The organism is Rathayibacter sp. PhB151 (assembly GCF_004366415.1).
GTDB lineage: Bacteria > Actinomycetota > Actinomycetes > Actinomycetales > Microbacteriaceae > Rathayibacter > Rathayibacter festucae.
The window spans coordinates 500,464-524,270 of sequence record NZ_SOEN01000006.1; the positions used below are offsets into that span (position 1 = coordinate 500,464).

A 23,807-nucleotide genomic window follows, 5' to 3' on the forward strand; every position below is an offset into this window, starting at 1 on the left:
TCTAAATGAGAAGTTTTTTAGCATAACGCCAGCCAGATAGGCGAAGAATGTCAAAACACTCAGCGCGACCGGAACCGTTAACCACTCGATTAACAGAGCGACGTCGCTAAAAAGACTATTCGGGGCAATATTGCGAAAAGCTTCAGAAAATGTGACCCAAGCAACCGCGAACCACAAAAACCCTACAGCCAGCGGCACTCGCAGTTCTCTAATACCCGGAAGCACCGAACCAAACAACAGCAGATTCCCCTCGCAGCGACTAGAAGGAGCGACTCTTCAACGATTCGGGCGTCGCTCAACTTGAACAACTTAGTCGAAGGACCGGTTCTCAAGAGCGACCCCTAGCGGCTGACGAGCATTTGCGGGTCGACCGCGGTCAGTCCGCGGTCGTGAGCCGCTCGAGGTAGCCGGCGAAAGCGAGCAGGTCGGCCTCGGGCCAGCTGCTCAGGGCCTCCTGCATCCGCTGGCGCTGCTGCCCGCCGAGGTCGCCCATCCGCTCGCGGCCGTGCTCGGTGAGCGTGAGGAAGCGGGCGCGGCCGTCGGCCGGGTCGGGGGCGGTCCCGACCAGCTCCAGCGCGCAGAGCTGGCGGATCTGCCGGCTGATCACGCTGCGGTCCACGCCGAGGCGCTCGGCCGCGACGCTCGAGTGCACGGGACCGCAGCGCTCCAGCATCCGGAGCAGCCGCAGCCCGAACGGCGGCAGGCCGGGGTCGATGCTCGCCGCCGCGTCGCGCACGGCCGTCCGGACCTGCACGGCGAGCGCGGTGATCTGCTCCTCGACCTGGAGCAGCGCGCTCGCCGGGGCGAGGGTCGGGACGGCCGGTGCGGCGGTCATCAGGGGCGCTCGGCCACGTCGATCGCGCCGGTGGCGGCGTGCCGGGCGTGGGCGACGGGCGCGGCGTGGCGGCCGTGTGCGCTGTCGTCGTGAGCGCGGTCGACAGCGACGCGGTCGACGTGGGCACGCTCCTCCGCGTGCACCGCGTTGTCGCTCCGGACGCTCTGCCCGACCGGACGCAGCGCGGCCTGGCCGTCGGAAGCGGCGATCAGCGCGTCCTCCGCGCCGGCGACGACGCCCGAGGGCTCCGTCTTGCGCTGCACGGCGTTCATCGTGCCGAGCGGCGCGTTCGGCAGCAGCAGGACCGCGAGCAGCGTGATGACCGCGAGCGGGATGCTGTAGAGGAAGACGTCGCCGACGCCGATGCCGTAGGCGCTCTCGACCACGACGCGCACGGCGTCCGGGAGCGTGTTGACCTGCGGGATCGTGCCGCTGCCGAGCGCCTGGGCGGCGATCGCCTGGTCGGCCGGCGCGAGGCCGGCGATGCCGGTCTTGATGTGATCGGCGATCACCGTGCCGAGCATCGAGCCCAGCACCGAGACGCCCACGGTGCCGCCGAGGCTGCGGAAGAAGGTGACCGCGCTGGTCGCAACGCCGAGGTTCTTGATGTCGATCGAGTTCTGCACGACCAGCACCAGGTTCTGCATCAGCATGCCCAGGCCCGCGCCGAGGATCGCCATGAAGACGCCCACCAGCACGAGGTTCGTGTCGTAGCGCAGGGTGCTGAGCAGGAAGGTGCCGACGACCGCGAGCACGCCGCCGGTCACCATGATCGCCTTCCACTTGCCGGTGCGCGAGATGATCCCGCCGAAGATGGTGGACGCGATCAGCAGTCCGGCCATCATCGGGATCGTCAGGAGACCCGACTGGGTCGGCGTGGCACCGCGCGAGAGCTGCATGTACTGCGCGAGGAAGACCGCGACGCCGAACATCGAGACGCCGACCGAGATGCTCGCCACGACGGCGAGGCTGAAGGTGCGGTTCTTGAACATCCCCATCGGGATGATCGGCTCGGCGACGGTGAGCTCGGTGATCACCGCGGCGACCAGCAGCACGACGGAGCCGCCGACCATGACCGCGGTCTCCCAGGAGGCCCAGTCGAAGTTCTTGCCGGCCAGCGAGACCCAGATCAGCAGCAGCGAGACGCCGCCGGCGATGAGGACCGCGCCGAGGTAGTCGATCTTGACGGTGCGCTTGGGGTGCGCGGGGAGGCGCAGCGTCACCTGGAGCAGGATGATCGCGACGATCGCGACGGGCAGCGCGATGAAGAAGTTCCAGCGCCAGCCGAATGCGTCGGTGACGACGCCGCCGAGCAGCGGGCCGCCGACGGTGCCGATGGCCATCACGCCGCCGAAGAGGCCGGCGTACTTGCCGCGCTCCCGGGGGCTGATGATGTCGGCCATGATGATCTGGCTCAGCGCGGCGAGTCCACCGGCGCCGAGGCCCTGGAAGACGCGGAACACGATGAGCATGTTCGTGTCCTGCGAGAAGCCGGCCGCGGCCGAGCCGATCACGAAGATCGCGAGCGCGAGCTGGATCAGCAGCTTGCGGTTGAAGAGGTCGGCGAACTTGCCCCAGAGCGGGGTGGAGACGGTGGTCGCGAGCAGCGTCGCGGTGACGACCCAGGTGTAGGCGTTCTGGTCGCCCTTGAGGTCGGAGATGATCAGCGGCAGCGAGGTCGACACGACCGTGCCCGCGAGGATCGAGACGAACATGCCCAGCAGCAGTCCGCTGAGGGATTCGAGCACCTGGCGGTGCGACATGGCCCCGTCGGGGCCGGTGGGGGTGGTGCGCTCTTCTCGAGTGCGCGTGCGCTCTGCGCGGGACATACGGCTCCTTGTTCACGGTGCGGCACCGGTGGCGATGCGGCGGTACTAGTTGACGGCGGTCAACTATTGACCGAGTGCAACTATATAGCCGAGCGAGGTGTTTTGGCCAGTGCTGTGCCGAGGTGCTTTCGCGGGCCTGTCAGCGGGCGATGCCGCGCCGGCGGAGGAGTACGATCGCCGTCACGACCGCGGCCGCGAGCGCGACGAGGACCGCGACGCCGAGCGGCGAGCCGGCCGCGGCGCCGATCACCGCCCAGAGCACGGCGAAGCCGACCGTCGCGTAGATCAGCGCCCAGGCCGCGCAGCCCGGCAGCATCGCGAGCAGGTAGACGCCGAAGCGCATCCGGGCCGCTCCGGCCGCGGCGTTGATCATCGTCTGGAGTCCGACGGTGAGGAAGCTCACGGTGACCGCGGGAGCGCCGTAGCGAGCGAGCAGTGCCGACGCGCCCCTCAGCGCCGGCGACTCCAGCCACCGCCCCCACCGCCGCGAGGCTGCCCCGGTGACGACCGCCCGCGCGAGCCAGTACGTCGCCTGCGCCCGCACCAGCACGATGACGAACAGCGCCGCGAGCAGCTCCACGAACCCCAGCTCGTCGAAGAAGGCGGGCATGCGGCGCCTCCCTCTCCTCGCTCGGCAGAAGGCAAGGCTACCCTTCCCTCCCGCGCGCCGAGTCGTGCTGGCCGGGCAGCCCCGCAGGGGCGTATCGAGACCGACCGTCATCAGCAGGGCGGGTCTGCGGACTCGTCCTGCTGACGCGGGTGGATCTCGATACGCCCGCTCCGCGGCCTACTCGATCAGCATGGAGCGCTGACCCTCTCCCGAGGCGCCCCCTCCGTGCCGGTCGACCAGCTGCCCTCGGCTGCCCCTGCATGCTGGTCGAGTAGCCGCCTCCGGCGGCGTATCGAGACCCACCGTCGTCGGACACCCGGGAGCGAGCCTCCTCCACAACCGCCGATCCTTCCGCACTGTCCCCGAGCCGCTCGGACTCGCGCCCCGGTGTCGGTGGTCCCTGCTTCAATACTCGTATGACGGAGTTCGGATCGAAGGAAGAGGTGCTCGCGCACCTGCGCGCCCTCAGCGACGGCGCCGCCGCGAACGCCCGCGCCGCAGCCCAGCCGCGTCTCGCCGAGGCCCGATTCCTCTACGACTTCCATCGCACGGCCCTCGCCCACCCCGACGCCTTCGCCCGCGGCGCGACCCCCAGCGAGACCCGCGATCTCGTCGAGCGCTCCATCCGCGCAGAGCTCGCCGTCGCCGAGGGCCTGCCGGAGCAGGTGATCGCCCGGCGCCTCGAGAACGCGCACCTGCTCTTCGAGCACCTGCCGCTCACCCGCGCCCTCCTCGCACAGGCGCGCCTTCACTGGGAGGAGGGGGAGGCGATCTGCGCCACCGCGGGCAGCCTGCCCGAGTCCTCCCGCGCGGCCCTCGATGAGCGCGTCGCAGAAGCGGCACCGTCGATGACGCTCACGCAGCTGCGCCGCGCCCTGCGCCGCTGGCGAGAGGAGCTGCATGAAGAGTCGCTCGCGAAGCGGCACGCCCGCGCCCGAGCGGACCGCGCCGTGTGGGTCACCCCGGACGTGGACGGGATGGCGACCTTCTGCGTCTACGGCCCGGCCCCGGCCGTGATGGGCGCCTACGAACGCGCGGACCGGATGGCGCGTTCTCTGCGTGATGCCGGGGATGTGCGCACGCTCTCGCAGCTTCGCGCGGACGTCGCCGTGGATCTGCTCTGCGACGGCGACATCATCGGCACCACTCCCGACGCCGAGGACCGGCCTGACCCGACGTTCGTTCCCGGTGTCCGGGCGGAGGTGCGGCTCACGCTCGCGGCGTCCACGGCCGTCGACCTCGACGACGAACCCGCGGAGCTCGACGGCTACGGCCCTGTTCCCGCCAATGTCGCACGGGAGCTCATCCGGACGGCGGCCTCCTTCACCCGCGTCCTGACCGATCGGGACACCGGTGCCGTCGTCTCCGTCGGCCGGACCCGACGCGTCCCTCCGTCCCGCATGCGGCTGCACGTGCAGCTGCGGGATCAGACCTGCCGCTTCGCGGGCTGCCTGCGCACCTCCGCCCGCAGCGAAGCGGACCACACGATCGAGTGGCGCAACGGCGGCGAGACCTCGCTGGAGAACCTCGTGTCGCTGTGCACGGCGCACCATCACCTCCGACACGGCGACCGGTGGACGTACACGAAAGGTGACGGCGGGGCGATCGTGTGGACGACACCGACCGGCAGGCGCATCAGCAACCGGCCGCCCCCGCTGCCCGGGCGGCCGCCGGACCCGCCCCGGCGACCGCGCTTCGTCGATGTGCCGCCGCCGTTCTGAGAACGGTGGATCTCGATACGCCCGCGATGCGGGCTACTCGATCAGCATGCAACGCCGACCCCTCACGGAGGCGCCCCTTCCCGACCACCGCGGATCCATGGGGAAGAGACACCCGCCTGCATGCTGGTCGAGCAGCCCCGCAGGGGCGTATCGAGACCCACCGTCATCAGCAGGGCGGTTCTGCAGACTCGTCCTTCTGACGCTGGTGGATCTCGATACGCCCGCTGCGCGGGCTACTCGATCAGCATGAAGCGCTGAACCGCTCCCGAGGCGCGCCTTTCATGCTGGTCGAGTAGCCCGCAGGGCGTATCCACGATCAGGCGCGGACCCGCCGTGATCCCGCGGTGCCCGGCGCGGCTCCGACCCCGCCCCTAGGCTCGACGCATGGACAACATCGATCGGAAGATCCTCGATCTGCTGCGCCAGAACGCCCGCGCGGGCTACGGCGACATCGGCGGTGTCGTGGGGCTGTCCGCGTCCGCCGTGAAGCGCCGGGTCGATCGGCTGGTGGCCGACGGCGTCATCCGCGGCTTCACGATCAAGGTCGACCCCGCCGTCGACGGCATGGCCACCGAGGCCTACGTCGAGCTGTTCTGCCGCGGCACGGTCGCCCCCGACGAGCTGCGCCGCATCCTCTCGGCCGTGCCCGAGGTCGTCGACGCGGGCACGGTCACCGGCTCGGCCGACGCGATCGTGCACATCCGCTCGCGCGACATCCCGAGCCTCGAGCTCGCCCTCGAGAAGGTGCGCATCGCGCCGAACGTCGACCACACCCGCTCCGCGATCGTGCTCTCCCGCCTGATCCAGCGCGGCGAGGCCTAGCAAGAGCGCTCCCGCCTCAGTGCGAGCGGCCCGCGACCACGTCGGCGATCGTCGCCAGCGGTGACGTCGTCGCCCGGCCCCGCGCCTCCGCCGCGTCGGCCAGGCCGTAGGCGCGGTAGAGCGACGTGACCGCCAGCCAGCGCAGCGGCTCCGGCTCCCACGGCCGCACCCGGTGGCCCACCCACGGCAGCTCGGTGAGCGGCGTGCTCTCGCCGAGCACGAGGTCGCGCAGCGTCCGCCCGGCGAGGTTCGTCGCCGTGACCCCGGTGCCGACGAAGCCGCCCGCCCAGCCGAGGCCGGTGGCGCGGTCGAGCCCGACGGTCGCGTGCCAGTCGCGCGGGACACCGAGCACGCCGGACCAGACGTGCTCGATCCCGACGCCGCGCAGCACCGGGAAGAACCGCTCGAGGATCTCGCGCAGCCGGCCGACCGTGCGCGGATCGGTCGCCCCGTCGCGGTCGATCCGGGAGCCGAAGCGATAGGGCACGCCCCGCCCGCCGATCGCGATCCGGTCGTCGGCCGTCCGCTGCGCGTACATGTAGGCGTGCGCCGCGTCGCCGAGCGTCTCGCGGCCGGCCCAGCCGATCTCGTCCCAGACCTCGGGCGCGAGCGGCTCGGTCGCGATCAGCGACGAGTTCATCGGCAGCCACTCGCGGTGGTGCCCGGAGAGCCCGGCGGTGAAGCCCTCGGTCGCGCGCAGCACGATCGGCGCGCGGACGAGCCCGCGGGGTGTGACGGCCGCGCCGGGTCGGATCTCCTCCACCCGGGTGTCCTCGAAGATCCGCACGCCGAGCGCCTCGACCGTGCGGGCGAGCCCGGCCGCGAGCTTCGCGGGGTGCAGGCGCGCGCAGTGCGGATGCCAGAGGCCGGCCGACGCGCCGCTGACCGCGATCCGCGCGGTCGTCTCCCGCGCGTCGAGCAGCTCGACGTCGGTGTGCGCGCGGGCCCGGGCCGCCGCCGCGGTGGCCAGGAGCCGGGCCCGCTGCGCCTCGCCGCGCGCCACCTGGAACTCGCCGCCCTTGACGATGTCGGCGTCGATCCCCTCGGCCGCAGCGGCCGCGATCACCTCGTCGACCGTCTCGTTCATCGCGAGCTGGAAGCGGTTGACCGCCTCGCTCCCGTGCGTCCGTGCGTAGGAGGCGACCCCGCCGGTGATCTCGTTCGTCAGCCAGCCGCCGTTGCGACCGGAGGCGCCGAAGCCGGCGAAGCGCTGCTCGAGGATCGCGATCCGCAGCGACGGGTCGGCCTTCGCGAGCGAGTAGGCCGTCCACAGGCCGGTGTAGCCGGCGCCGACGATGCAGACGTCGACGTCGAGCGGACCGGGCAGGGCGGCCCGGGGCGTGGAACGACCGAGGGAGGCCCACCAGAACGACACGTCGCCGTTGATCACAGTGGGCCTCCCCCGGTCTCGCGGATCTCAGCGGGCGAGAGTCCCGCGAAGGATCAGAGTCCCGAGCTCGGGAACGTCTGCATCATCTCCGAGAACAGCGCGGCGGTCCAGCCGATCGCGATGATGAAGGAGACCGCCACCACGCCGAGGAAGATCCACAGCGGGAGCAGTCCGCCGCCGGTCACGCGCTTCACGACGACGCTGCGGCCGATCACGTAGACGTACGGAGCGACGAGGAACGCCCAGGCCCAGTGGAACGGGCGCTGCACACCGGCCTTCTTCAGCTGCCGATAGTCGAGGAACGCGAAGACGACCTCGGCCGCGTAGATCAGGAAGCCGACGACCTGCACAGCGCCGAGCCCGACGAGGTAGGCGGTCGACATCCCCATCGAAGCGCGCGGGCCGTAAGTCGACGAGACCGCCGAGTCGGCGATGGCGCCCGGTGAGAGCAGGAAGATCGACAGCGCCGACAGCAGCGGCAGGAGCACGACGACCCAGATCCACGGGGTGCTGGTGACGATGCTCGGGTCGCGCGGCTGCGGCGCGGGGCGACCGGCGTAGGCGGGCTGCTGGCCGGGCTGCTGGCCGTACTGCTGCGGGTACTGCTGGCTGTACTCCTGCGGCGGCTGCTGGCCGTGCTGCGGCTGCTGAGCGTACTGGGGCTGCTGGCCGTACTGGGGCTGCTGAGCGTACGGCTGCTGCGGCGTCTGCTCGCCGTACCGCGGCTGCTGCGGGATCTCACGCTCCGGAGCCGACTGGCCGGACGCCGACTGGCCGTAGCTCGTGGCCTGGCCGCTCGAGGTCTCGCCGTAGGCGGGGCCGGAGACGGGCGGCACGATCGGCGGCTGCGGCGCCGCGGGAGGCTGCGGTGCGCCCTGCGCAGCGGGAGGGGTCGGGGCAGCGGGAGGGGTCGGGGCGGCGGGAGCCGCGGCGGGGGCGTCGCGCAGCGAGTCGGTCCAGCCCTGGCCGTCCCACCAGCGCTGGCGCGGCGAGCCCGCGGGATCCGGGTACCAGCCGGCGCGCGGTCCGGAGGCCGAGGCACCGCCCCGCTCCTGCTCGCCGTTCCGGTCGTCGCCGTGCTCGTTGCCGCCCTGGTCGTCCGTCATCGCGTCCTCCGCTCCCCTTCGGGCGCTCTGCCCGCCATCGGAGACGAGCGTATCGCCGCGATCCCCGGTCGCACCTGGACGCGGCCTTGCCACGACCTCTGCCGCGCCTGAGCGGACGCCGTGCGGCCGCCTCCGCCAGGATGGACGGATGCCGCACCTCCTCCGCGCCCGCGCCCTGCTCTTCGACATGGACGGCACCCTCGTCGACTCCACCGCGGTGGTGGAGACGATCTGGCGCTCCTTCGCCGAGCGCTTCGAGCTCGACGCCGACCTGATCCTCGGCGCCGTGCACGGGGTCCGCGCGGAGGACAGCGTCCGCCGCTTCGCCCCCGCGGGCAGCGACGTCGCCGGGATCGTCGACGAGCTGAACGCCTACGAGCTCGAGCACACCGAGGGGACGGTCGAGATCCCCGGCGCCGTCGCCTTCCTCGCCGCGCTCCCCCGCGACCGCGTCGCGCTGGTCACCTCGGCGAGCCCCGCGCTGGCCGCCGGCCGGCTCGCCGCCGCCGGCGTCCCCTCTCCCGAGGCCGTCGTCACCGCCGACGACGTCGTGCACGGCAAGCCCGCCCCCGACGGCTACCTCGCCGCCGCCGGACTCCTCGGGGTCGACCCGGCCGACGCGATCGTCTTCGAGGACGCCGAGGCCGGGATCCTCGCGGGACTCGCCGCCGGCATGCGCGTCGTCGTCGTCGGCGCGCACGAGTCCGAGACCACCCGCGGGCTCCCGCGGATCCCGCACTACGCTGACGCGGGCGTCGAGCGCGACGGCGACGAGCTGGTGCTCACCCTGCCCTGAGCCGGCACGCGCCTCCGGCGCTCAGTACCGGATCGCGTCGATCACCTTCACCCGGACCGCCACGATGGCGGGCACGAGCCCGGCCAGCGCGCCCACGAGCGTCGCCGCCCCGAGCCCCAGCAGCGCCGCCTCGACCGGGAACGGCGGGATGTCGCTGATCCCGTTCTCCTTGACGAGCGCGACCGTCCACGGATTCGTCACCAGGATCACCGCGATCGTCACGCCGACCACGCCGGCGACGACCGTCGCGACGACGCTCTCCATCATGATCGAGAAGAAGATCCGCCCCGAGGAGGCGCCGAAGCTGCGCCGGATGCCGATCTCGCGGATCCGCTGCCGCACGGTGACGAGCGCGATGTTGAGCAGCCCGAGCGCGCCGAGCGCCAGCACGAGGCCGGCGACACCGCCGATCACCCAGGTCAGCACCGCGAACGGGTCGGAGTCGTAGCTGAGGTAGTCCTGCCGGTAGACGTCCGCCTCGAAGCCCGGGCCGAGCGCCGCGGTGACGTCGCGCTTGACGGCCTCGATCAGCGGGTCCGCGATCTCGAGCGGCACCCACATCTCGTAGTTCGGCAGCTGCGGCCCGCCGAACGCGGGGTCCGCCTCGGGCGCGACGGCCGAGTAGGCGTCGACGAGCATCATCGCGCTCGGAGTGGTGTCGTACTGGTTCGAGGGCGTCACCCCGATCACGACCGCGGTCGTGTCGTGCTCGCCGCCGAGGAGGGTCGCGGTCGGGTGCGTCCGCAGGTCCGGGCGCCCGAGGCGGTCCCAGAAGACCTCGTTGACCACCAGCGCGGGAGCGAGCCGCCGCTCGTCGCCCTCGGCGAACCAGCTGCCGCTCGTCAGCTCCACCCGGTGCATCTCCGCGTAGGGCTGGTCGACCGCGGTGATCCCGACGTCGACCGCGCCGTCGGTGAACTGGACGCGGGTGCCGCCGTACGTCGTGCGGCTCGCGTACTCGATGCGGTAGCGCTCGAGCACCTTCTCCCAGGCGTTCTGCATCACGACCGGGTCGACGACGCCCTCGGGGCCGGTCGTGTAGGCGCTGATGTACAGGCTCGCGGGCCGGCCGCCGCTGCGCTCCGAGACCTCGATGTTCGCCTGCCGGCCGATCCCGCCCGCGGCGACGACGCCGGTGAGCGCCGCGACGGCCACCGCCACGCCGATCAGCGAGAGCAGCACGCGGCCGCGGTGGATCCGCAGCTCGGTCCACGCCTCGACGATCGCGCCGACGACGCCGGTGAGGCCGCCCATCAGTGCCGCCCCGAGCTCGTCGCGGGAGCGGCGGTCGCGGACGTCGAGGCGCTGAGCCTGCCGTGATCGAGCCGGTAGTGCCGCTCCGCCCGGGCCGCGATCGCGGGATCGTGGGTGATGGTGACCAGGGCCGAGCCGGACTCCTGGGCGATCTCGTCGAGCAGGCTCATCACGCTCTCCCCGGTGTCGGTGTCGAGCGCGCCGGTCGGCTCGTCGGCGAGGATCAGCCGCGGACGGCGCACCAGCGCGCGCGCGATGGCGATCCGCTGCTGCTCGCCGCCGGACATCCGGCCGGGCATCGAGTCGACCCGGTGCCCCAGCCCGACCCGCTCCAGCATCTCGGCGGCCAGCGACGCCCGCCGCCAGAACTCGGTGCCGGTCGCGTAGAGCAGCGGCGTCATCACGTTCTCGCGGGCCGTGCGGCCCTCGAGCAGATTGAACTGCTGGAAGATGAAGCCGATGCTGCCGCCGCGGATCCGTGCGCGGGCCCGCGAGGAGAGCGTCTCGGTGGGCTTCCCCTCGAGCAGCATCCGCCCCTCGGTCGGCTCGTCGATCAGGCCGAGGATGTTCAGGAGCGTCGACTTGCCGGAGCCGCTGCGGCCGACGACCGAGACGTGGTCGCCCTCGCCGACCTCCAGGTCGACGCCGTCGAGGATGGTCAGCGGGGGTGCGTCGGGCAGGGGGACGACCTTGCGGATCCCCTCGAGTCGCAGGATCGTGCGCTTCCCGTCGGTCACGAGCCCGTCCGTCACGAGCAGTACACCGAGCCGTCGGCGTTGGTCACGCAGTTCCCCTCGAGCTGCTCGCCCTCGCTCGCGGCGGCGCCCGGCACGAACTGCAGGATCTCGGCGCCCTCGTCCACGCCGCCGGTGACCTCGATGCTGATCCCGTCGGTGAGGCCAAGGGTGACCGGGACCTCCTCGGTCGAGCCGTCCTCGGCGAGGCGGTAGACGACGCCCGACTCGGCGGTGCCCTCGACGGCGGTGGTCGGCACGACGAGCACGTTCTCGGCGAGGCCGCCCGCGAGGGTGACGGTGGCGGCGAGGCCGGGGAACACGGTCACCTCGCCGGGGACCTGGCAGCGGAAGCTGGTGCCGGAGCCGCCGGTCGCGCCCGTGCCGCCGGTCTCACCCGCGGGCGTCTCGCCCTCGCCGGCGAGCGGGGTGGTGATGGTGAGCCCGGTGCAGGTGAAGGCGGCCGGGCCGCCGGTGACGGCGATCTGCGCCTCGGTCGGCCGGTTCTGGATCCGGTAGAGCTGCTCGGCGTCGATCGAGCCGGTGACGGCGTAGGTCGGCGGGGCGACCTGGCCGGTGACCTCGCCGACCACGACGGCCTGGTCGTGGATGACGCCGAGGGCGCTGAGCACGCCGGCGGCCGGCGCGTAGACGCGCTCGAAGCGGACGGAGGGCGGCGGCTGGGTGACGGTGACCAGGCCGTCGGCGCCGGTGGTCTCGACGGGATCGCGCACGGTCTCGACGCGGATGTCGTAGATCAGGTCGCCCGAGGCGACGGTGGCGCCCTGGGTGATGTAGACGTCGTCGACGGTGCCGACGGCGGTCGCCTTGACCGGCACGGCCGGGTCGGCGGCGACGGTGCCCTGCAGCGTGAGGTCGTTGGTGACGGTGCCGCGGCCGACGACGACGGTCGGCTCGGTCAGCTCACCGGTGGGGACGGTCGGGTCGGCCTCGGCGGACCCGTCCGGGAAGAACGCGATCTTGACCAGCGCGACCGCGACGGCCCCGATGACCACCAGCCAGAGGATCGGGAACACCCATCGTCGAACCGCATTCATGTCTGTCCCCCGACTCCGGCGCCCGTGCGCCCTGCGGCACTCCCCCGTGGCGCGCCGATCGGCAGCCTATCGACCGCGTGACGGAGCGCGCGTCAGCCGCTGTGACTACTCCGGGGGCGGACGCCCCACCCCTCCGCCTCATGCTGATCGAGTAGCCCGCGCAGCGGGCGTATCGAGATCCACCGGCGTCAGAAGCCGAGCTTCGCGACGACCGCGGCGACGCGGCGGGCGCGCGTCTCGGCGGCCTTGGCGCCCTCGACGGCGGTGACGTGGGCCTTCCGCGCACTCGGCGAGAGGGCGTCGAAGGCGGCGGTGGCCCCGGCCGCGTCGAGCGCGGCGGCGAGGTCCTCCGGCACGGCGACCGTGCGCGGGGCGGAGTCGAGCTCGAGGTCGACCTCGATGGCGTCCCCGCCGGCCAGCCCCGACGCGGCGCGCTTCTCCGCCGAGAACGAGATCAGCGCGCGGCCGCCCATCGCACCGACCGTGCCCTGGAAGGCGTAGCCGTTGACGACGACGCTCACCGCGGGCCGCTTGCCGCCGCCGAGCACGTCGAGCACCTCGGGCGGCACCTCGATGCCGGTGTTGTTGCCCACCTGGAAGAGCGTCGTCGTGTAGCGCACGGGACGAGGATGGCACGCGGCCGTTCCGCCCGCCAGACGCCCTCGCCCGCCGCGGGCTCAGCAGTCGCGGTCGGCCGGGTCCTCGCCGTCCTGCCGGCCGGGATCGCCGAGGGCCGAGCGAACGGCGTCGACGGTCATCCGGCCCTCCGGATCGAGGCGGGTGAGCATCCGGGTCATGATGTCGGCGAGCTGCGGGATCTGCTCGGCGTCGAGCGGGTCGATGACGTCGGCGAGCACCGTCGCGACGTGACCCGGGGCGGTGTCGACGATCTTCTGCAGCCCGGCGTCGGTGAGCACGGCGTTGGTCGCGCGCCCGTCGGTCGGGCACGGCCGGCGCTCCAGGTAGCCGCGGGCGACGAGCCGGGTGACGACGTGCGAGAGCCGCGGGAGGGTGGCGTTCGTGCGGGCGGCGAGCGTCGTCATCCGGAGGGCGCGGTCGGGCGCCTCCGACAGCATCGCGAGGGTCATGTACTCGAAGTGCGTCAGCGCCGCGTCGCGCTGAAGCTGGGTGTCGAGCGCGCCGGGCAGCAGCTCGACCACCGCGACGAACCGCAGCCACGCCGCCAGCTGCTCCTCCGTGAGCCAGCGCGTGCCGTCGGCACCCGCCGCTCCCCCGTCATCCATCCCCCCACCCTACCGCTTTGTTGCCGCGACAAGTAAGCAAGCGAGAAGGACTGTGCGACGTCCCGCCTCCGAGATCGGCGACCACGCACGAGGCGACCCGCGGATTCGCGTGCCAGCGAATCCACGAAGCCGAACGCACCCCGCTCCCTGGAACGCGCCCCCCTCGCGAGCCGACCGCGCCGAGCCGCACAGGGGGCGGCTCGGAAAACAGCTCAGACGACGTCGTCGGACAGGTCGATCGGCGCCCCGAAGCGGTGGTTGGTGATCGAGATCGACTGCTCCCGGAGGAAGGGCAGCAGCTCCACCCGGCCGGCCGGAGTGACGGGGTCGGCGTAGATGGCGACGTCGGGCGAGCCACCGAGCGCCTCGGCGAGCGCCGTCGACAGCGGCACCCGCGAGCCGTCCGCGCGCACGAGCGGGACGGGCTTGCCGGTGCTGCCGCGGGTCATGCCGCTGACCACGTCGGTGAAGGAGCGAGTGGAGTCGCGGACGCTCTGCAGCGCCTCGATCGAGGAGTCCGGGCCGAGCGACGGCGCGGTGCCGCCCTGGGGTCCGCCGAACTCGTCGACCCGGTCCGAGACGATGTCGCCGACGATCCGGATCCGCGAGGCGGTGATCCGGCCGCCCGCGGCGCGGGCGAGCCACTGCGCGTCGGACTCGACGACCACCTTCGGGGCCAGGCCCGCCATCTCGAGCAGCTCGTCGCCGGCGAGCATCCCGGCGACCTTGGGCGGCAGCGGGATCGACGTCGACACGTCCAGGCGTGCCCGCACGAGCAGCGCGGCGGCGATGACGCGGAGGAGCTCGCCGAGGTCGCCGCCGTCGGCCAGCCGCACGGCGACCGGCACCCGGAGGTAGCGGAACAGGTTGCGCTCCACGCCGACCTTCGAGATGTCGGTGACGACGCCGAACTCGGTCGCCCAGGCCAGCTGGTCCGAGAGCGCCGAGCGGCGCAGCAGGTCGAACTGCTCGAACTGCAGCGAGGACTGCGCGGCCTCGATGAACTGCCGGGCGCGGTCGTCCAGGCCCCGGAGGTGCAGGGTCGTCGACGGGCGGGCCGGCGAGGGCTTCCAGGAGCCGAGCCCGATCAGGTGGTTCGGCCCGCCGGCCTTCGCCCCGCCGCCGACCGAGGAGCGCTTCCAGCCGCCGAACGGCTGGCGGCGCACGATCGCGCCGGTGATGCCGCGGTTCACGTAGAGGTTGCCGGCCTCGACCGAGTCGAGCCAGAGCGCGAGCTCGTCCGAGTGCAGCGAGTGCAGCCCGGCGGTGAGGCCGTAGTCGGTGGCGTTCTGCAGGCGGATCGCGTCCTCGAGGGTCGCGGCGTGCATGATGCCGAGCACCGGGCCGAAGAACTCGGTGAGGTGGGCGTAGCTGTTCTCGGTGACGCCCTCGCGCACACCCGGCGACCACAGCCGCCCGGTGTCGTCGAGGCGCTTCGGCTCGACGAGCCAGGACTCCCCCGCGCCGAGGGTGGTCAGCGCGTGCGCGAGCTTGCCGGTCGGCTTCTCGATCAGCGGGCCCATCGCGGCGGCCGGGTCGCTCGGCCAGCCGACGCGGAGGGACGTCACGGCGTCGACCAGCTGCGCGCGGAACCGCTTCGAGCGGGCGACCGAGCCGACGAGGATCACGAGCGAGGCGGCCGAGCACTTCTGCCCGGCGTGCCCGAAGGCGCTCCGCACGATGTCGGCGACGGCGAGGTCGTAGTCCGCGTGCGGGGTGACGACGATCGCGTTCTTGCCGCTGGTCTCGGCGAGCAGCGGCAGGTCGGGTCGCCAGGAGCGGAAGAGCTTCGCCGTCTCGTAGGAGCCGGTGAGCAGCACCCGGTCGACCAGCGGATCGGTGATCAGGGCGCGGCCGAGCGTCTCCTCGTCGAGGTCGACGAGCGCGACGAGGTCCTGCGGGATCCCAGCGTCCCAGAGCGCCTCCACGAGCACCGCGGCCGAGCGCCGGGCCTGCGGGGCCGGCTTGACGACGACTCCGGAGCCCGCGGCGAGCGCCGCGAGGATCGAGCCGGCCGGGATCGCGACCGGGAAGTTCCACGGCGGCGCGACCACGGTGACCCGCTCGGGCACGAAGGTGGCGCCGCCGACGGCGTCCAGCTCGCGGGCGCGGGTGGCGTAGTAGTGGGCGAAGTCGATCGCCTCCGACACCTCGGGGTCGGCCTCGGCGACCGTCTTGCCGGTCTCGGAGGCCATCACCTCGATCAGCCGGTCGCGGTTCGCCGCGAGGGCGAGCCCCGCGCGGTCGAGGATCGCGGCGCGGTCGTAGCCGAGGCGCTCGCCCCAGCGCTCCGCCCGGAGCGCGACCCGGCGCAGCAGCTCCTGCAGCTCCGCCGCGTCGGTGATCCGGGCGCGGTCGGCCGCGAGGGTGCCGATGGTCGATCGCGCGATGCGGTCGGTGATCAGCCGGGCCCAGCGGCGGTTGCCCGGCAGCGCCGGGTCGGTGTCGGGCTCGTTGCGGAAGGCGCTGGTCGCCGCGGTCGCCCCGGAGCCGCGGCGCAGCCCCAGCACCGCCTCGGTGAGGCCCTCGGCGGCCGGGTCCTGCACGCGCGCGCCGGCGCCGGCGTGCTCGCGCACGAGACGGACACCGGAGCCCGACGCCCACTCGCGGAGGCGGTCCTGGGTGCGGTTCGGGGTCGGCACCGTGTCGTCGAGCGCCTCGAGCGAGGCGCGGAAGCGGCCGAGCTCGCGCTGCAGCACGCTCTCGTCCTCGAGCTCGAAGACGGCCGAGAGGAAGTTCTCCGGGCTGGAGTTCTCCTCCAGGCGGCGGATCAGGTACGAGATCGCGACGTCGAACTCGCGCGGGTGCACGACCGGCGTGTAGAGCAGGAGCCGGCCGACGTCCTCGCGGACGGCGCGCGCCTGACCGGTCGCCATGCCGAGCAGCATCTCGATGTCGACCGCGTCGGCGACGCCGCGCTCGTTCGCGGTGATCCAGGCCCAGGCGATGTCGAAGAGGTTGTGACCGGCCACGCCGATCCGGACCGCGTCCGTCCGCTCGGGCCGCAGCGCGTAGTCGAGGAGCCGCTTGTAGTTCGTGTCGGCCTCGGCCTTGCTGCCCACCGTCGCGAGCGGCCAGTCGTGGATCGCCGCGTCCACCCGCTCCATCGCGAGGTTCGCGCCCTTGACGACGCGGACCTTGATCGGCGCGCCGCCGAGCCGCCGGCGCTCGGTCGCCCACTCCGTCAGCGAGACCAGCACGCCGAGGGCGTCGGGGAGGTACGCCTGCAGCACGATCCCTGCCTCGAGCTGCTGCATCCCCGGCTGCTCGAGGAGACGGCGGAACACCGCGACCGTGAGGTCGAGGTCCTTGTACTCCTCCATGTCGAGGTTGATGAACTTCGGCTCCGGGCTCGCCGCGGCGAACTGGTAGAGCGGGGTCAGCCGCTGCACGACGCGGTCGACGGCCTCGTCGAACGCCCACATCGAGAGCTGGCTGGCGATACTGGAGACCTTGATGCTCACGTAGTCGACGTCGTCGCGCTCGAGCAGCCGCCGGGTGCCCTCGAGGCGCCGGTCGGCCTCGCGCTCGCCCAGCACGGCCTCGCCGAGCAGGTTCAGGTTGAGGCGGTCGCCGCCCTCGCGCAGCCGGCGGATCGCCGAGCCGAGCCGGGCGTCGGAGGCGTCGACGACGAGGTGGCCGACCATCCTGCGCAGCACCTGGCGGGCCGCCGGGACGACGACCCATGGCAGCACCGGGCCGACGGCGCCGCCGGTCGCGACCGCGGCGCGCAGGTAGGAGGGGAGGAACGCGGGGGTCTTCGCGGTCAGCGCGGCGAGGTTCTCGGCCGCGACCACCGGGTCCTCCGGGCGGGCGACCCCGTCGACGAAGCCGACCGTGAAGTCGAGGCCGTTCGGGTCCTGCAGGACGCCGGCGAGGCGCTGGGCCGCCGGGTCGACCGGGAACGCGCGGCTGCGCACCAGCCAGCGGCGCACCAGCGCCTCGACGCGGGACAGGATCGGCGCCTCGACGTCGAACTCGGGCTTCTGCCGGGGCAGCCGCAGCGCCATGCCGGTCTGGTACTGGCCGGTGTCGCTCAGGGCGTGCCGGTCGATCTTCTCGTCGTGCTCGGCCGGCTCGTCCGGCTCGCCCGTCTCGTCCGGCTCAGCGCTCGTCTCGTCCTGCGGGTCGATCGTCTCGTCCTGCTCCGGGTCGTTCCCGGGCACGGCTGAGGGCGTCGACTTCTCCATCCCCCGAGGCTATGCCCGAGGCGGCGCGACGGCCGGTCGTGTCGCCCCGTCTGTGGACACTCGACGGAGAACTGCCGCTGTGGACGACCCTCGTCGAGGGGCGATGGACGCGAGCCCGGCGGAGGAGCACCATGGGGCGCACCCGACACTCCCGCTCCCGATCGGAGACCCCGATGGATCCGCTGCCCATCCCCCGCGCCGCGATGATCGCGGCGCAGGCCCTGATCGACAGCTCCGCCTCCTACGACGGCGAGGCGACCGGCACCGTCAACCGCGCCGTCCTCGAGCGCGCGCTGAGCCCGATCGAGAACGGCGTCCTGGACGAGGACGGCGTCGTCGTCCCCACCTCCTCCGACGTCGCCGGGGCCGCGGTGATCTGCCTCACCTGGCTGACCGGCCGCCTCGTCGAGGCGAGCGGCCGCTCCAGCGAGGAGATCCTCTTCTCCCTGCGCGAGTTCGTCACCGAGGCGCTGCGCAGCGACGAGCCCTGACCGCCGCGCGCCAGACTGGGAACCATGGCCCGACGCGACAGGCACCGCACCCGAGACCTCACCGAGCGCAGCGGCACCGCGCCCGGCCCGCTGCGCTCCGACACCCCCGCAGCGGTCGATCCCTCGGTCGACGTCGTGATCGTCGGCGCCGGTCACAACGGCCTGGTCGCGGCGGCCTACCTCGCCCAGGCCGGACTCGACGTCCTCGTCCTCGAGCGCGGGGCGCGCGCGGGCGGCGCGACCGTCTCGGAGTACCCGTTCCGCGGCGTCGAGGCGCGGCTCAGCCGCTACTCCTACCTCGTCAGCCTCCTGCCGCCGTCGATCCTCGCCGATCTGCGGGTCGACGTGCCGCTCGTGCGCCGCCGCTACTCCTCCTACACGCCCGACCCCGCCGATCCGACGCGCGGACTGCTCGTCGACACCGGCGACGCCCTGGCGACCGCGGACTCCTTCGCGCGGATGGGCACGCCGGAGGACGCCGAGACCTTCGCCGACTTCTCCCGGCACACCTCGCGGCTGGCGCGCGCGCTCTGGCCGACCCTCACCCAGCCGCTGCTGCGGCGGGAGGAGGCGCGGCGGCTGGTCGGCGAGGACGCGATCTGGCGGGCGATGATCGAGCGGCCGATCGGCGAGGTGATCGAGCGGAACATCGCGGGCGACGCGGCGCGCGGCGTCCTGCTCACCGACGCGCTGATCGGCACCTTCGCCAGGGCCGGCGACACCGACCTCGCGCAGAACCGCTGCCTGCTCTACCACGTGATCGGCGGCGGCACCGGCGACTGGGACGTCCCGGTCGGCGGCATGGGCAGCGTCTCGGGCGCGCTGGAGCGGGCGGCCCGGAACGCCGGCGCCCGGATCCTGACCGGCGCCGAGGTGACGAGCGTCGACCCGGCGGGCGAGGTCGTCTACCGCCGCGGACCGCGGACCCGCCGCGTGCGGGCGCGGTTCGTGCTCTCGAACGTCGCCCCGTTCGTCCTCGACCGGCTGCTGGGCGGCAGCGGCGAGGCCGTGCGCCCGGCAGTCCCACGCCCCGAGGGCGCTCAGGTGAAGGTGAACCTGGTGCTGCGCCGCCTGCCGCGCCTCCGCGACGAGAGCGTCGCCCCGGAGGCGGCCTTCGGCGGCACCTTCCACGTCAACGAGGGCTACCACCAGCTCGACGACGCCCACCGCGCGGCGGAGCAGGGCCGCCTCCCCTCGCCGATCCCCTGCGAGATCTACTGCCACTCGCTGACCGACCCGACGATCCTCTCGCCGGAGCTCGCCGCGAGCGGCGCGCACACGCTCACCGTCTTCGCCCTGCACGTCCCCGACCGGCTGCTGACCGGCGACGCCGCTCCGACGCGCGAGCAGCTCGAGACCGCTGTCCTCGACTCGATCGACTCCGTGCTCGCCGAGCCGATCCGCGACCTGCTGCTCCTGGACGCCGACGGGAACCCCTGCATCGAGACCCGGACGACCCGCGACCTGGAGGAGAGCCTCGGCCTGCCCGGCGGCCACATCTTCCACGGACCGCTGTCCTGGCCGTTCGCGGAGGACGACGAGCCGCTGGACACCCCGGCCCAGCGCTGGGGTGTCGCCACCGAGCACCCGCGGGTGCTGCTCTGCGGCGCGGGCGCGCGCCGAGGCGGCGGGGTCTCCGGGATCGGCGGCCACAACGCGGCGATGGCGGTGCTGGAGGCGCTCGGCGCCTGAGACCGGGACCGCCTCAGAGCATGCGGCGGATCAGAGCACTCGGCGGATCAGTGCCACCGGTGGTCCTGGATCGTCATCCGCGGGCCGTGCCGCGGCTTGCGGGCGCCGCTCGTGCCGATCAGGCGGATGATCCGCTGCCGGTGCCCGCGCCACGGCTCGAGCAGCTCGAGCATCCCGTCGTCGTCGACCCCGAGGCGACCGGTCAGCGCGAAGCCGACCGCCGCGGCCAGGTGGTAGTCGCCCACGCTCACCGCGTCCGGGTCGCCGTGGGCCCGCATCATCACCTCGGACGCCGTCCACGGCCCGATGCCGGGCACCGACTGCAGGCGCTGCGCCACCACCTCGCCGCCGCGGCCGAGCGCCAGCGTGCGCTCGAGCCCCTTCGCCACCAGCGCCGCCGTCAGCACGGTGCGCGAGCGCCGCGGGTCGACGCCGGCCCGGTGCCAGTCCCAGGACGGGACCCGGCGCCACTGCTCGGCCGACGGCGCCACGTGCAGCGCCACCGGCCCGGGAGCCGGCTCGCCGTGCAGCCGCACCAGCGCGCGGTAGGCGCGCCACGCCTCCGTGCTGGTGACCTTCTGCTCGAGGATCGACGGCGCCAGCATCTCGAAGACGAGGTTGGCCCGGGTCAGCCGCAGCCCCGCCGAGCGGCGCAGCACCTCGGCCAGCGGGCCGTGCGCGGAGAGATCGAGCGCGCTCCAGTCGTCGCCGTGGCCGAGCAGCTCGGGCACGTGATCGATCAGCCACTCCGCGCCCTCGCCCCAGGCCCGCGCGTGCACGGCACCGTCGGCCGCCTGCCGCAGGTGCAGCGTGCCGGGGCCGAGCGGCGTGCGGAACGCGCGCCAGAAGCCGGTCGCGTCGATCAGCATCGTCGGGTCGCCCGAGCCGCGCAGCAGCGTGCGGAGTGTGAGCGCGAGGCTCACCGGCACGGCGGGCGCGTAGACCGTGGCCAGGAACGGCACGGGAGCGGGGAGGACGGACGACACGCTGCGATGGTAGCCGCGGCCGCCGACACCCGCCGGGACCGGTCGATCCCCGCCCTGATTAGGCCTCCCGCAGAACTGCCATCCACGACGTGTTCGGAGCGGCGCCCCGCCCGGATTGGTTCAACCCGGAAGAACACATGCGCAATCTGGATCCCCCGATTCCGCTAGGCAGCGCCCCGATACCGGGCGTAGTTTCGCGCTGTCGCGGCACAGTCCGTCAGCCCGGCCAACCGCCTATCACTGGAGATGCGCACATGTTCGACACCACATTCATCCGCAACGCGATCGTCAGGAGCTCGGAGACGGCTCTCGACCGTCGCCGCTTCTTCGAGGCCACCGGCGTCGCCGGACTCGGCATCGGAGCGGCGGCCCTGGCCTCCGCCCCCGCCGCCTCGGCCGAAGAGGTCGCCGCTGAGGGCCCCGGCGACGCCGCCGTCCTCAACTTCGCGCTCAACCTCGAGTACCTCGAGGCCGAGTTCTACCTCCGCGCCGTCACCGGCTCCGGCCTCGCGAGCAGCGACACCGGCGGCACCGGCAAGCTCGGCGGCGTCAAGGGCGGCCGCGCCGTCCCGTTCAAGACCCCGTGGCTGAAGTCCTTCGCCCGCGAGGTCGCCAACGACGAGAAGGCGCACGTCAAGTTCCTTCGCGGCCAGCTCGGCGCTGCCGCCGTCGCCCGCCCCTCCATCAACCTCGAGGCCAGCTTCAACGCGGCGGCAGCCGCGGCCGGCCTCATCCCCGCGGGCGGCACGTTCGACCCGTTCCTCAACGAGCAGAACTTCCTGCTCGGCGCCTTCGTCTTCGAGGACGTCGGAGTCACCGCCTACAAGGGCGCTGCCCCCCTCATCCAGTCGAAGCTCTACCTGGAGGCGGCCGCCGGCATCCTCGCGGTCGAGGCGTACCACGCCGGTGCCATCCGCTCGGCGATCTACGGCGCCGGACTCGACGTGCAGGCGGGCAAGCTGTCCGACGCGCGCGACAGCCTCGACGGCCCCACCGACGACGACCAGGGCGTCAAGGTCGACGGGCAGGCCAACATCCAGCCCACCGACGCCAACGGCATCGCCTTCAGCCGCAACCCCGGCCAGGTCCTGAACGTCGTCTACCTGAACAGCAAGGCCGCGACCTCCGGTGGATTCTTCCCCGCCGGCGTCAACGGCGTCGTCAACACCAGCCAGGCCAACTAGTCACTGACACTCTCTAGTCCCTGAACGACGAAGGGCCCTTCCTCGAGGCGGCGAGGAGGGGCCCTTCGTCGTACCCGCTCAGAGGCGCTCGAACGGCCGGCCCGCCGGGACCTGCCCGAACGGGTGCCTCGAGCGCTCTCCCGCGTCCTCTACTCTGAGCGGGTGAAGATCGGGATCCTGACCTCCGGGGGCGACTGCCCCGGGCTGAACGCCGTCATCCGCGGTGCCGTGTACAAGGGCATCAAGGTGTACGACCAAGAATTCGTGGGCTTCCGCAACGGGTGGCGCGGAGTGGTCGACGGCGACCTCCTCCCCCTCGGGCGGCCCGAGATCCAGGGCATCGCCAAGCAGGGCGGCACGATCCTCGGCACGAGCCGGACGAACCCCTTCGAGGGCGACAACGGCGGCCCCGAGAAGATCGCCGAGATGATGGACCGCAACGGCATCGACTCGATCATCGCGATCGGCGGCGAGGGCACCCTGGCCGCCGCGAAGCGCCTCACCGACGCGGGCCTCAAGATCGTCGGCGTCCCCAAGACGATCGACAACGACCTCGGCGCCACCGACTACACCTTCGGCTTCGACACCGCCGTCGGCATCGCGACCGACGCGATGGACCGCCTGCGCACCACCGGCGACTCGCACGGCCGCTGCATGGTCGCCGAGGTCATGGGCCGCCACGTCGGCTGGATCGCCCTGCACTCCGGCATGGCCGCCGGCGCGCACGTCATCCTCATCCCGGAGAAGAAGACCTCGATCGAGCAGATCGTCGAGTGGGTGCAGAGCGCCCAGGACCGCGGGCGCGCCCCGCTCGTCGTCGTCGCCGAGGGCTTCTCGCTCGACTCGATGGACGACGCGCACTCCGAGCGCGGCCTCGACGCCTTCGGCCGCCCGCGCCTGGGCGGCATCGGCGAGATGCTCGCTCCGATGATCGAGGACCGCACCGGCATCGAGACCCGCGCCACCACCCTCGGCCACATCCAGCGCGGCGGCACCCCCAGCGCCTTCGACCGCGTCCTCGCCACCCGCCTCGGCATGGCCGCCGCCGACTCCGTCGTCGCCGAGCACTGGGGCCGCATGGTCGCCCTGCGCGGCACCGACATCTACCACGTCGACTTCGCCGAGGCCCTCGGCACCCTGAAGACGGTGCCCGACTCCCGCTACGAGGAGGCGCGCACCCTCTTCGGGTAGCGCGGATCTCGATACGCCCTCTGCGAGGGCTACTCGATCAGCAAGCTGCATGCTGGTCGAGTAGCCGCGAAGCGGCGTATCGAGACCCGCCGTCGTCAGCCCTTCGCGCCGTCCGGGGTCGCCGTCGCGACCAGCACCGCACGCGCGAGCGTGTGGAAGTGCACGTTGAAGCCGAGGATCGCCGGCGTCGACTCCGGGTCGAGCTCGAGCTCCTCGACGTCGAGGGCGTGCACGACGAAGAAGTAGCGGTGCTCGCGGTCCGGCGGCGCCGCTCCGATGAACTGGCGCAGCCGCACCTCGTTCGGCAGGGTCTGCGCGCCCGCGGGCAGCAGCTCGAAGCCGGCCGCCCCTGCGCCGGTCGGCAGCTCGGTGGTGTCGGCCGGCAGGTTGTAGACCGCCCAGTGCCAGAAGCCCGAGCCGGTCGGCGCGTCCGGGTCGAACACGGTCACCGCGAAGCTCTTGGCCTCGGCGGGCGCTCCCGACCAGCGCAGCTGCGGCGAGACGTCCTCGCCGCCCGAGCCCTCGCCGTAGTGGCGCGGGGCGAGCGCTGCGCCGTCGCTGATGTCGTCGCTCTCGAGGGTGAAGGTCGGCACCTCGCCGAGGCGGGCGTAGGGGTCGTAGTTCCAGTCGGACATCCGGTTCTCCGTTCGGGCGCGGCAGTCGCGCGCCTGGGT

20 protein-coding genes are annotated in these 23,807 nt (G+C 72.9%); 7 read left to right on the plus strand and 13 right to left on the minus strand.

Annotated elements, in window-relative coordinates; translation table 11 throughout:
• Window positions 1–376: 376 nt before the first annotated feature.
• The 3 genes from EDF35_RS03040 to EDF35_RS03050 all read right to left on the minus strand — a co-directional run bounded on the left by EDF35_RS03040 (window position 377) and on the right by EDF35_RS03050 (window position 3,274).
• Window positions 377–835 carry a MarR family winged helix-turn-helix transcriptional regulator gene (locus tag EDF35_RS03040; protein WP_133960692.1) on the minus strand — a complete coding sequence of 153 codons (459 nt, stop codon included), beginning with the start codon at window positions 833–835 and terminating at the stop codon, window positions 377–379.
• Window positions 835–2,598, minus strand: a complete 1,764-nt coding sequence (locus EDF35_RS03045; protein WP_133961485.1) for an MDR family MFS transporter — start codon at window positions 2,596–2,598, stop codon at window positions 835–837. Before EDF35_RS03045 ends, EDF35_RS03040 begins: the two co-directional genes overlap by 1 nt.
• 205 nt (window positions 2,599–2,803) lie before the next feature.
• Window positions 2,804–3,274 carry a VTT domain-containing protein gene (locus EDF35_RS03050; protein ID WP_133960693.1) on the minus strand — a complete coding sequence of 157 codons (471 nt, stop codon included), beginning with the start codon at window positions 3,272–3,274 and terminating at the stop codon, window positions 2,804–2,806.
• Window positions 3,275–3,690: 416 nt separating this feature from the next.
• Between EDF35_RS03050 and EDF35_RS03055 the strand changes: the two genes are divergently transcribed.
• On the plus strand, window positions 3,691–4,995 hold the full coding sequence (locus EDF35_RS03055; protein WP_133960694.1) for an HNH endonuclease signature motif containing protein: 1,305 nt from the start codon (window positions 3,691–3,693) through the stop codon (window positions 4,993–4,995).
• A gap of 384 nt (window positions 4,996–5,379) precedes the next feature.
• Window positions 5,380–5,817, plus strand: a complete 438-nt coding sequence (locus EDF35_RS03060; protein ID WP_055786568.1) for an Lrp/AsnC family transcriptional regulator — start codon at window positions 5,380–5,382, stop codon at window positions 5,815–5,817.
• A gap of 16 nt (window positions 5,818–5,833) precedes the next feature.
• Here EDF35_RS03060 and EDF35_RS03065 read toward each other — a convergent pair whose 3' ends face one another.
• A complete protein-coding gene (locus EDF35_RS03065; RefSeq protein WP_133960695.1) occupies window positions 5,834–7,207 on the minus strand; it encodes an FAD-dependent oxidoreductase in 1,374 nt (457 codons plus the stop codon).
• A gap of 53 nt (window positions 7,208–7,260) precedes the next feature.
• Window positions 7,261–8,313 carry a DUF2510 domain-containing protein gene (locus EDF35_RS03070; RefSeq protein WP_166673988.1) on the minus strand — a complete coding sequence of 351 codons (1,053 nt, stop codon included), beginning with the start codon at window positions 8,311–8,313 and terminating at the stop codon, window positions 7,261–7,263.
• A gap of 148 nt (window positions 8,314–8,461) precedes the next feature.
• Here EDF35_RS03070 and EDF35_RS03075 point away from each other — a divergent pair, with 148 nt between their 5' ends.
• Window positions 8,462–9,109, plus strand: coding sequence for an HAD-IA family hydrolase (locus EDF35_RS03075; RefSeq protein WP_123733395.1), 648 nt, complete (start codon window positions 8,462–8,464; stop codon window positions 9,107–9,109).
• A gap of 21 nt (window positions 9,110–9,130) precedes the next feature.
• Here EDF35_RS03075 and EDF35_RS03080 read toward each other — a convergent pair whose 3' ends face one another.
• From EDF35_RS03080 to EDF35_RS03105, 6 genes are all read right to left on the minus strand, one after another.
• On the minus strand, window positions 9,131–10,363 hold the full coding sequence (locus tag EDF35_RS03080; RefSeq protein ID WP_133960697.1) for an ABC transporter permease: 1,233 nt from the start codon (window positions 10,361–10,363) through the stop codon (window positions 9,131–9,133).
• A complete protein-coding gene (locus EDF35_RS03085; RefSeq protein WP_123733543.1) occupies window positions 10,363–11,100 on the minus strand; it encodes an ABC transporter ATP-binding protein in 738 nt (245 codons plus the stop codon). Before EDF35_RS03085 ends, EDF35_RS03080 begins: the two co-directional genes overlap by 1 nt.
• Before the next feature lie 11 nt (window positions 11,101–11,111).
• Complete coding sequence (locus EDF35_RS03090) at window positions 11,112–12,134, minus strand: efflux RND transporter periplasmic adaptor subunit (RefSeq protein ID WP_133960698.1); 1,023 nt, start codon at window positions 12,132–12,134, stop codon at window positions 11,112–11,114.
• A gap of 209 nt (window positions 12,135–12,343) precedes the next feature.
• Window positions 12,344–12,775, minus strand: a complete 432-nt coding sequence (locus EDF35_RS03095; protein ID WP_133960699.1) for a DUF1905 domain-containing protein — start codon at window positions 12,773–12,775, stop codon at window positions 12,344–12,346.
• A 57-nt stretch (window positions 12,776–12,832) separates the two neighbouring features.
• Window positions 12,833–13,399, minus strand: coding sequence for a MarR family transcriptional regulator (locus EDF35_RS03100; RefSeq protein WP_133960700.1), 567 nt, complete (start codon window positions 13,397–13,399; stop codon window positions 12,833–12,835).
• 212 nt (window positions 13,400–13,611) lie between these two features.
• The gene (locus EDF35_RS03105; protein WP_243839824.1) at window positions 13,612–17,589 is read right to left on the minus strand and encodes a bifunctional proline dehydrogenase/L-glutamate gamma-semialdehyde dehydrogenase; all 3,978 of its coding nucleotides are present in this window, start codon (window positions 17,587–17,589) and stop codon (window positions 13,612–13,614) included.
• A 173-nt stretch (window positions 17,590–17,762) separates the two neighbouring features.
• Between EDF35_RS03105 and EDF35_RS03110 the strand changes: the two genes are divergently transcribed.
• Both EDF35_RS03110 and EDF35_RS03115 read left to right on the plus strand, forming a co-directional pair.
• A complete protein-coding gene (locus EDF35_RS03110; protein WP_123701821.1) occupies window positions 17,763–18,080 on the plus strand; it encodes a hypothetical protein in 318 nt (105 codons plus the stop codon).
• Window positions 18,081–18,104: 24 nt separating this feature from the next.
• The gene (locus EDF35_RS03115) at window positions 18,105–19,772 is read left to right on the plus strand and encodes an NAD(P)/FAD-dependent oxidoreductase (RefSeq protein WP_166673989.1); all 1,668 of its coding nucleotides are present in this window, start codon (window positions 18,105–18,107) and stop codon (window positions 19,770–19,772) included.
• Between the two features lie 47 nt (window positions 19,773–19,819).
• Here EDF35_RS03115 and EDF35_RS03120 read toward each other — a convergent pair whose 3' ends face one another.
• Window positions 19,820–20,758, minus strand: a complete 939-nt coding sequence (locus EDF35_RS03120; RefSeq protein ID WP_133960701.1) for a DNA-3-methyladenine glycosylase — start codon at window positions 20,756–20,758, stop codon at window positions 19,820–19,822.
• 254 nt (window positions 20,759–21,012) lie between these two features.
• Here EDF35_RS03120 and EDF35_RS03125 point away from each other — a divergent pair, with 254 nt between their 5' ends.
• Window positions 21,013–21,942, plus strand: coding sequence for a ferritin-like domain-containing protein (locus tag EDF35_RS03125; RefSeq protein ID WP_123444885.1), 930 nt, complete (start codon window positions 21,013–21,015; stop codon window positions 21,940–21,942).
• A gap of 162 nt (window positions 21,943–22,104) precedes the next feature.
• Window positions 22,105–23,133 carry a 6-phosphofructokinase gene (locus EDF35_RS03130; protein WP_123701816.1) on the plus strand — a complete coding sequence of 343 codons (1,029 nt, stop codon included), beginning with the start codon at window positions 22,105–22,107 and terminating at the stop codon, window positions 23,131–23,133.
• Window positions 23,134–23,228: 95 nt separating this feature from the next.
• Here the strand turns inward: EDF35_RS03130 and EDF35_RS03135 are convergent, their stop codons facing one another.
• On the minus strand, window positions 23,229–23,768 hold the full coding sequence (locus tag EDF35_RS03135; RefSeq protein WP_133960702.1) for a YbhB/YbcL family Raf kinase inhibitor-like protein: 540 nt from the start codon (window positions 23,766–23,768) through the stop codon (window positions 23,229–23,231).
• Window positions 23,769–23,807 lie beyond the last annotated feature (39 nt).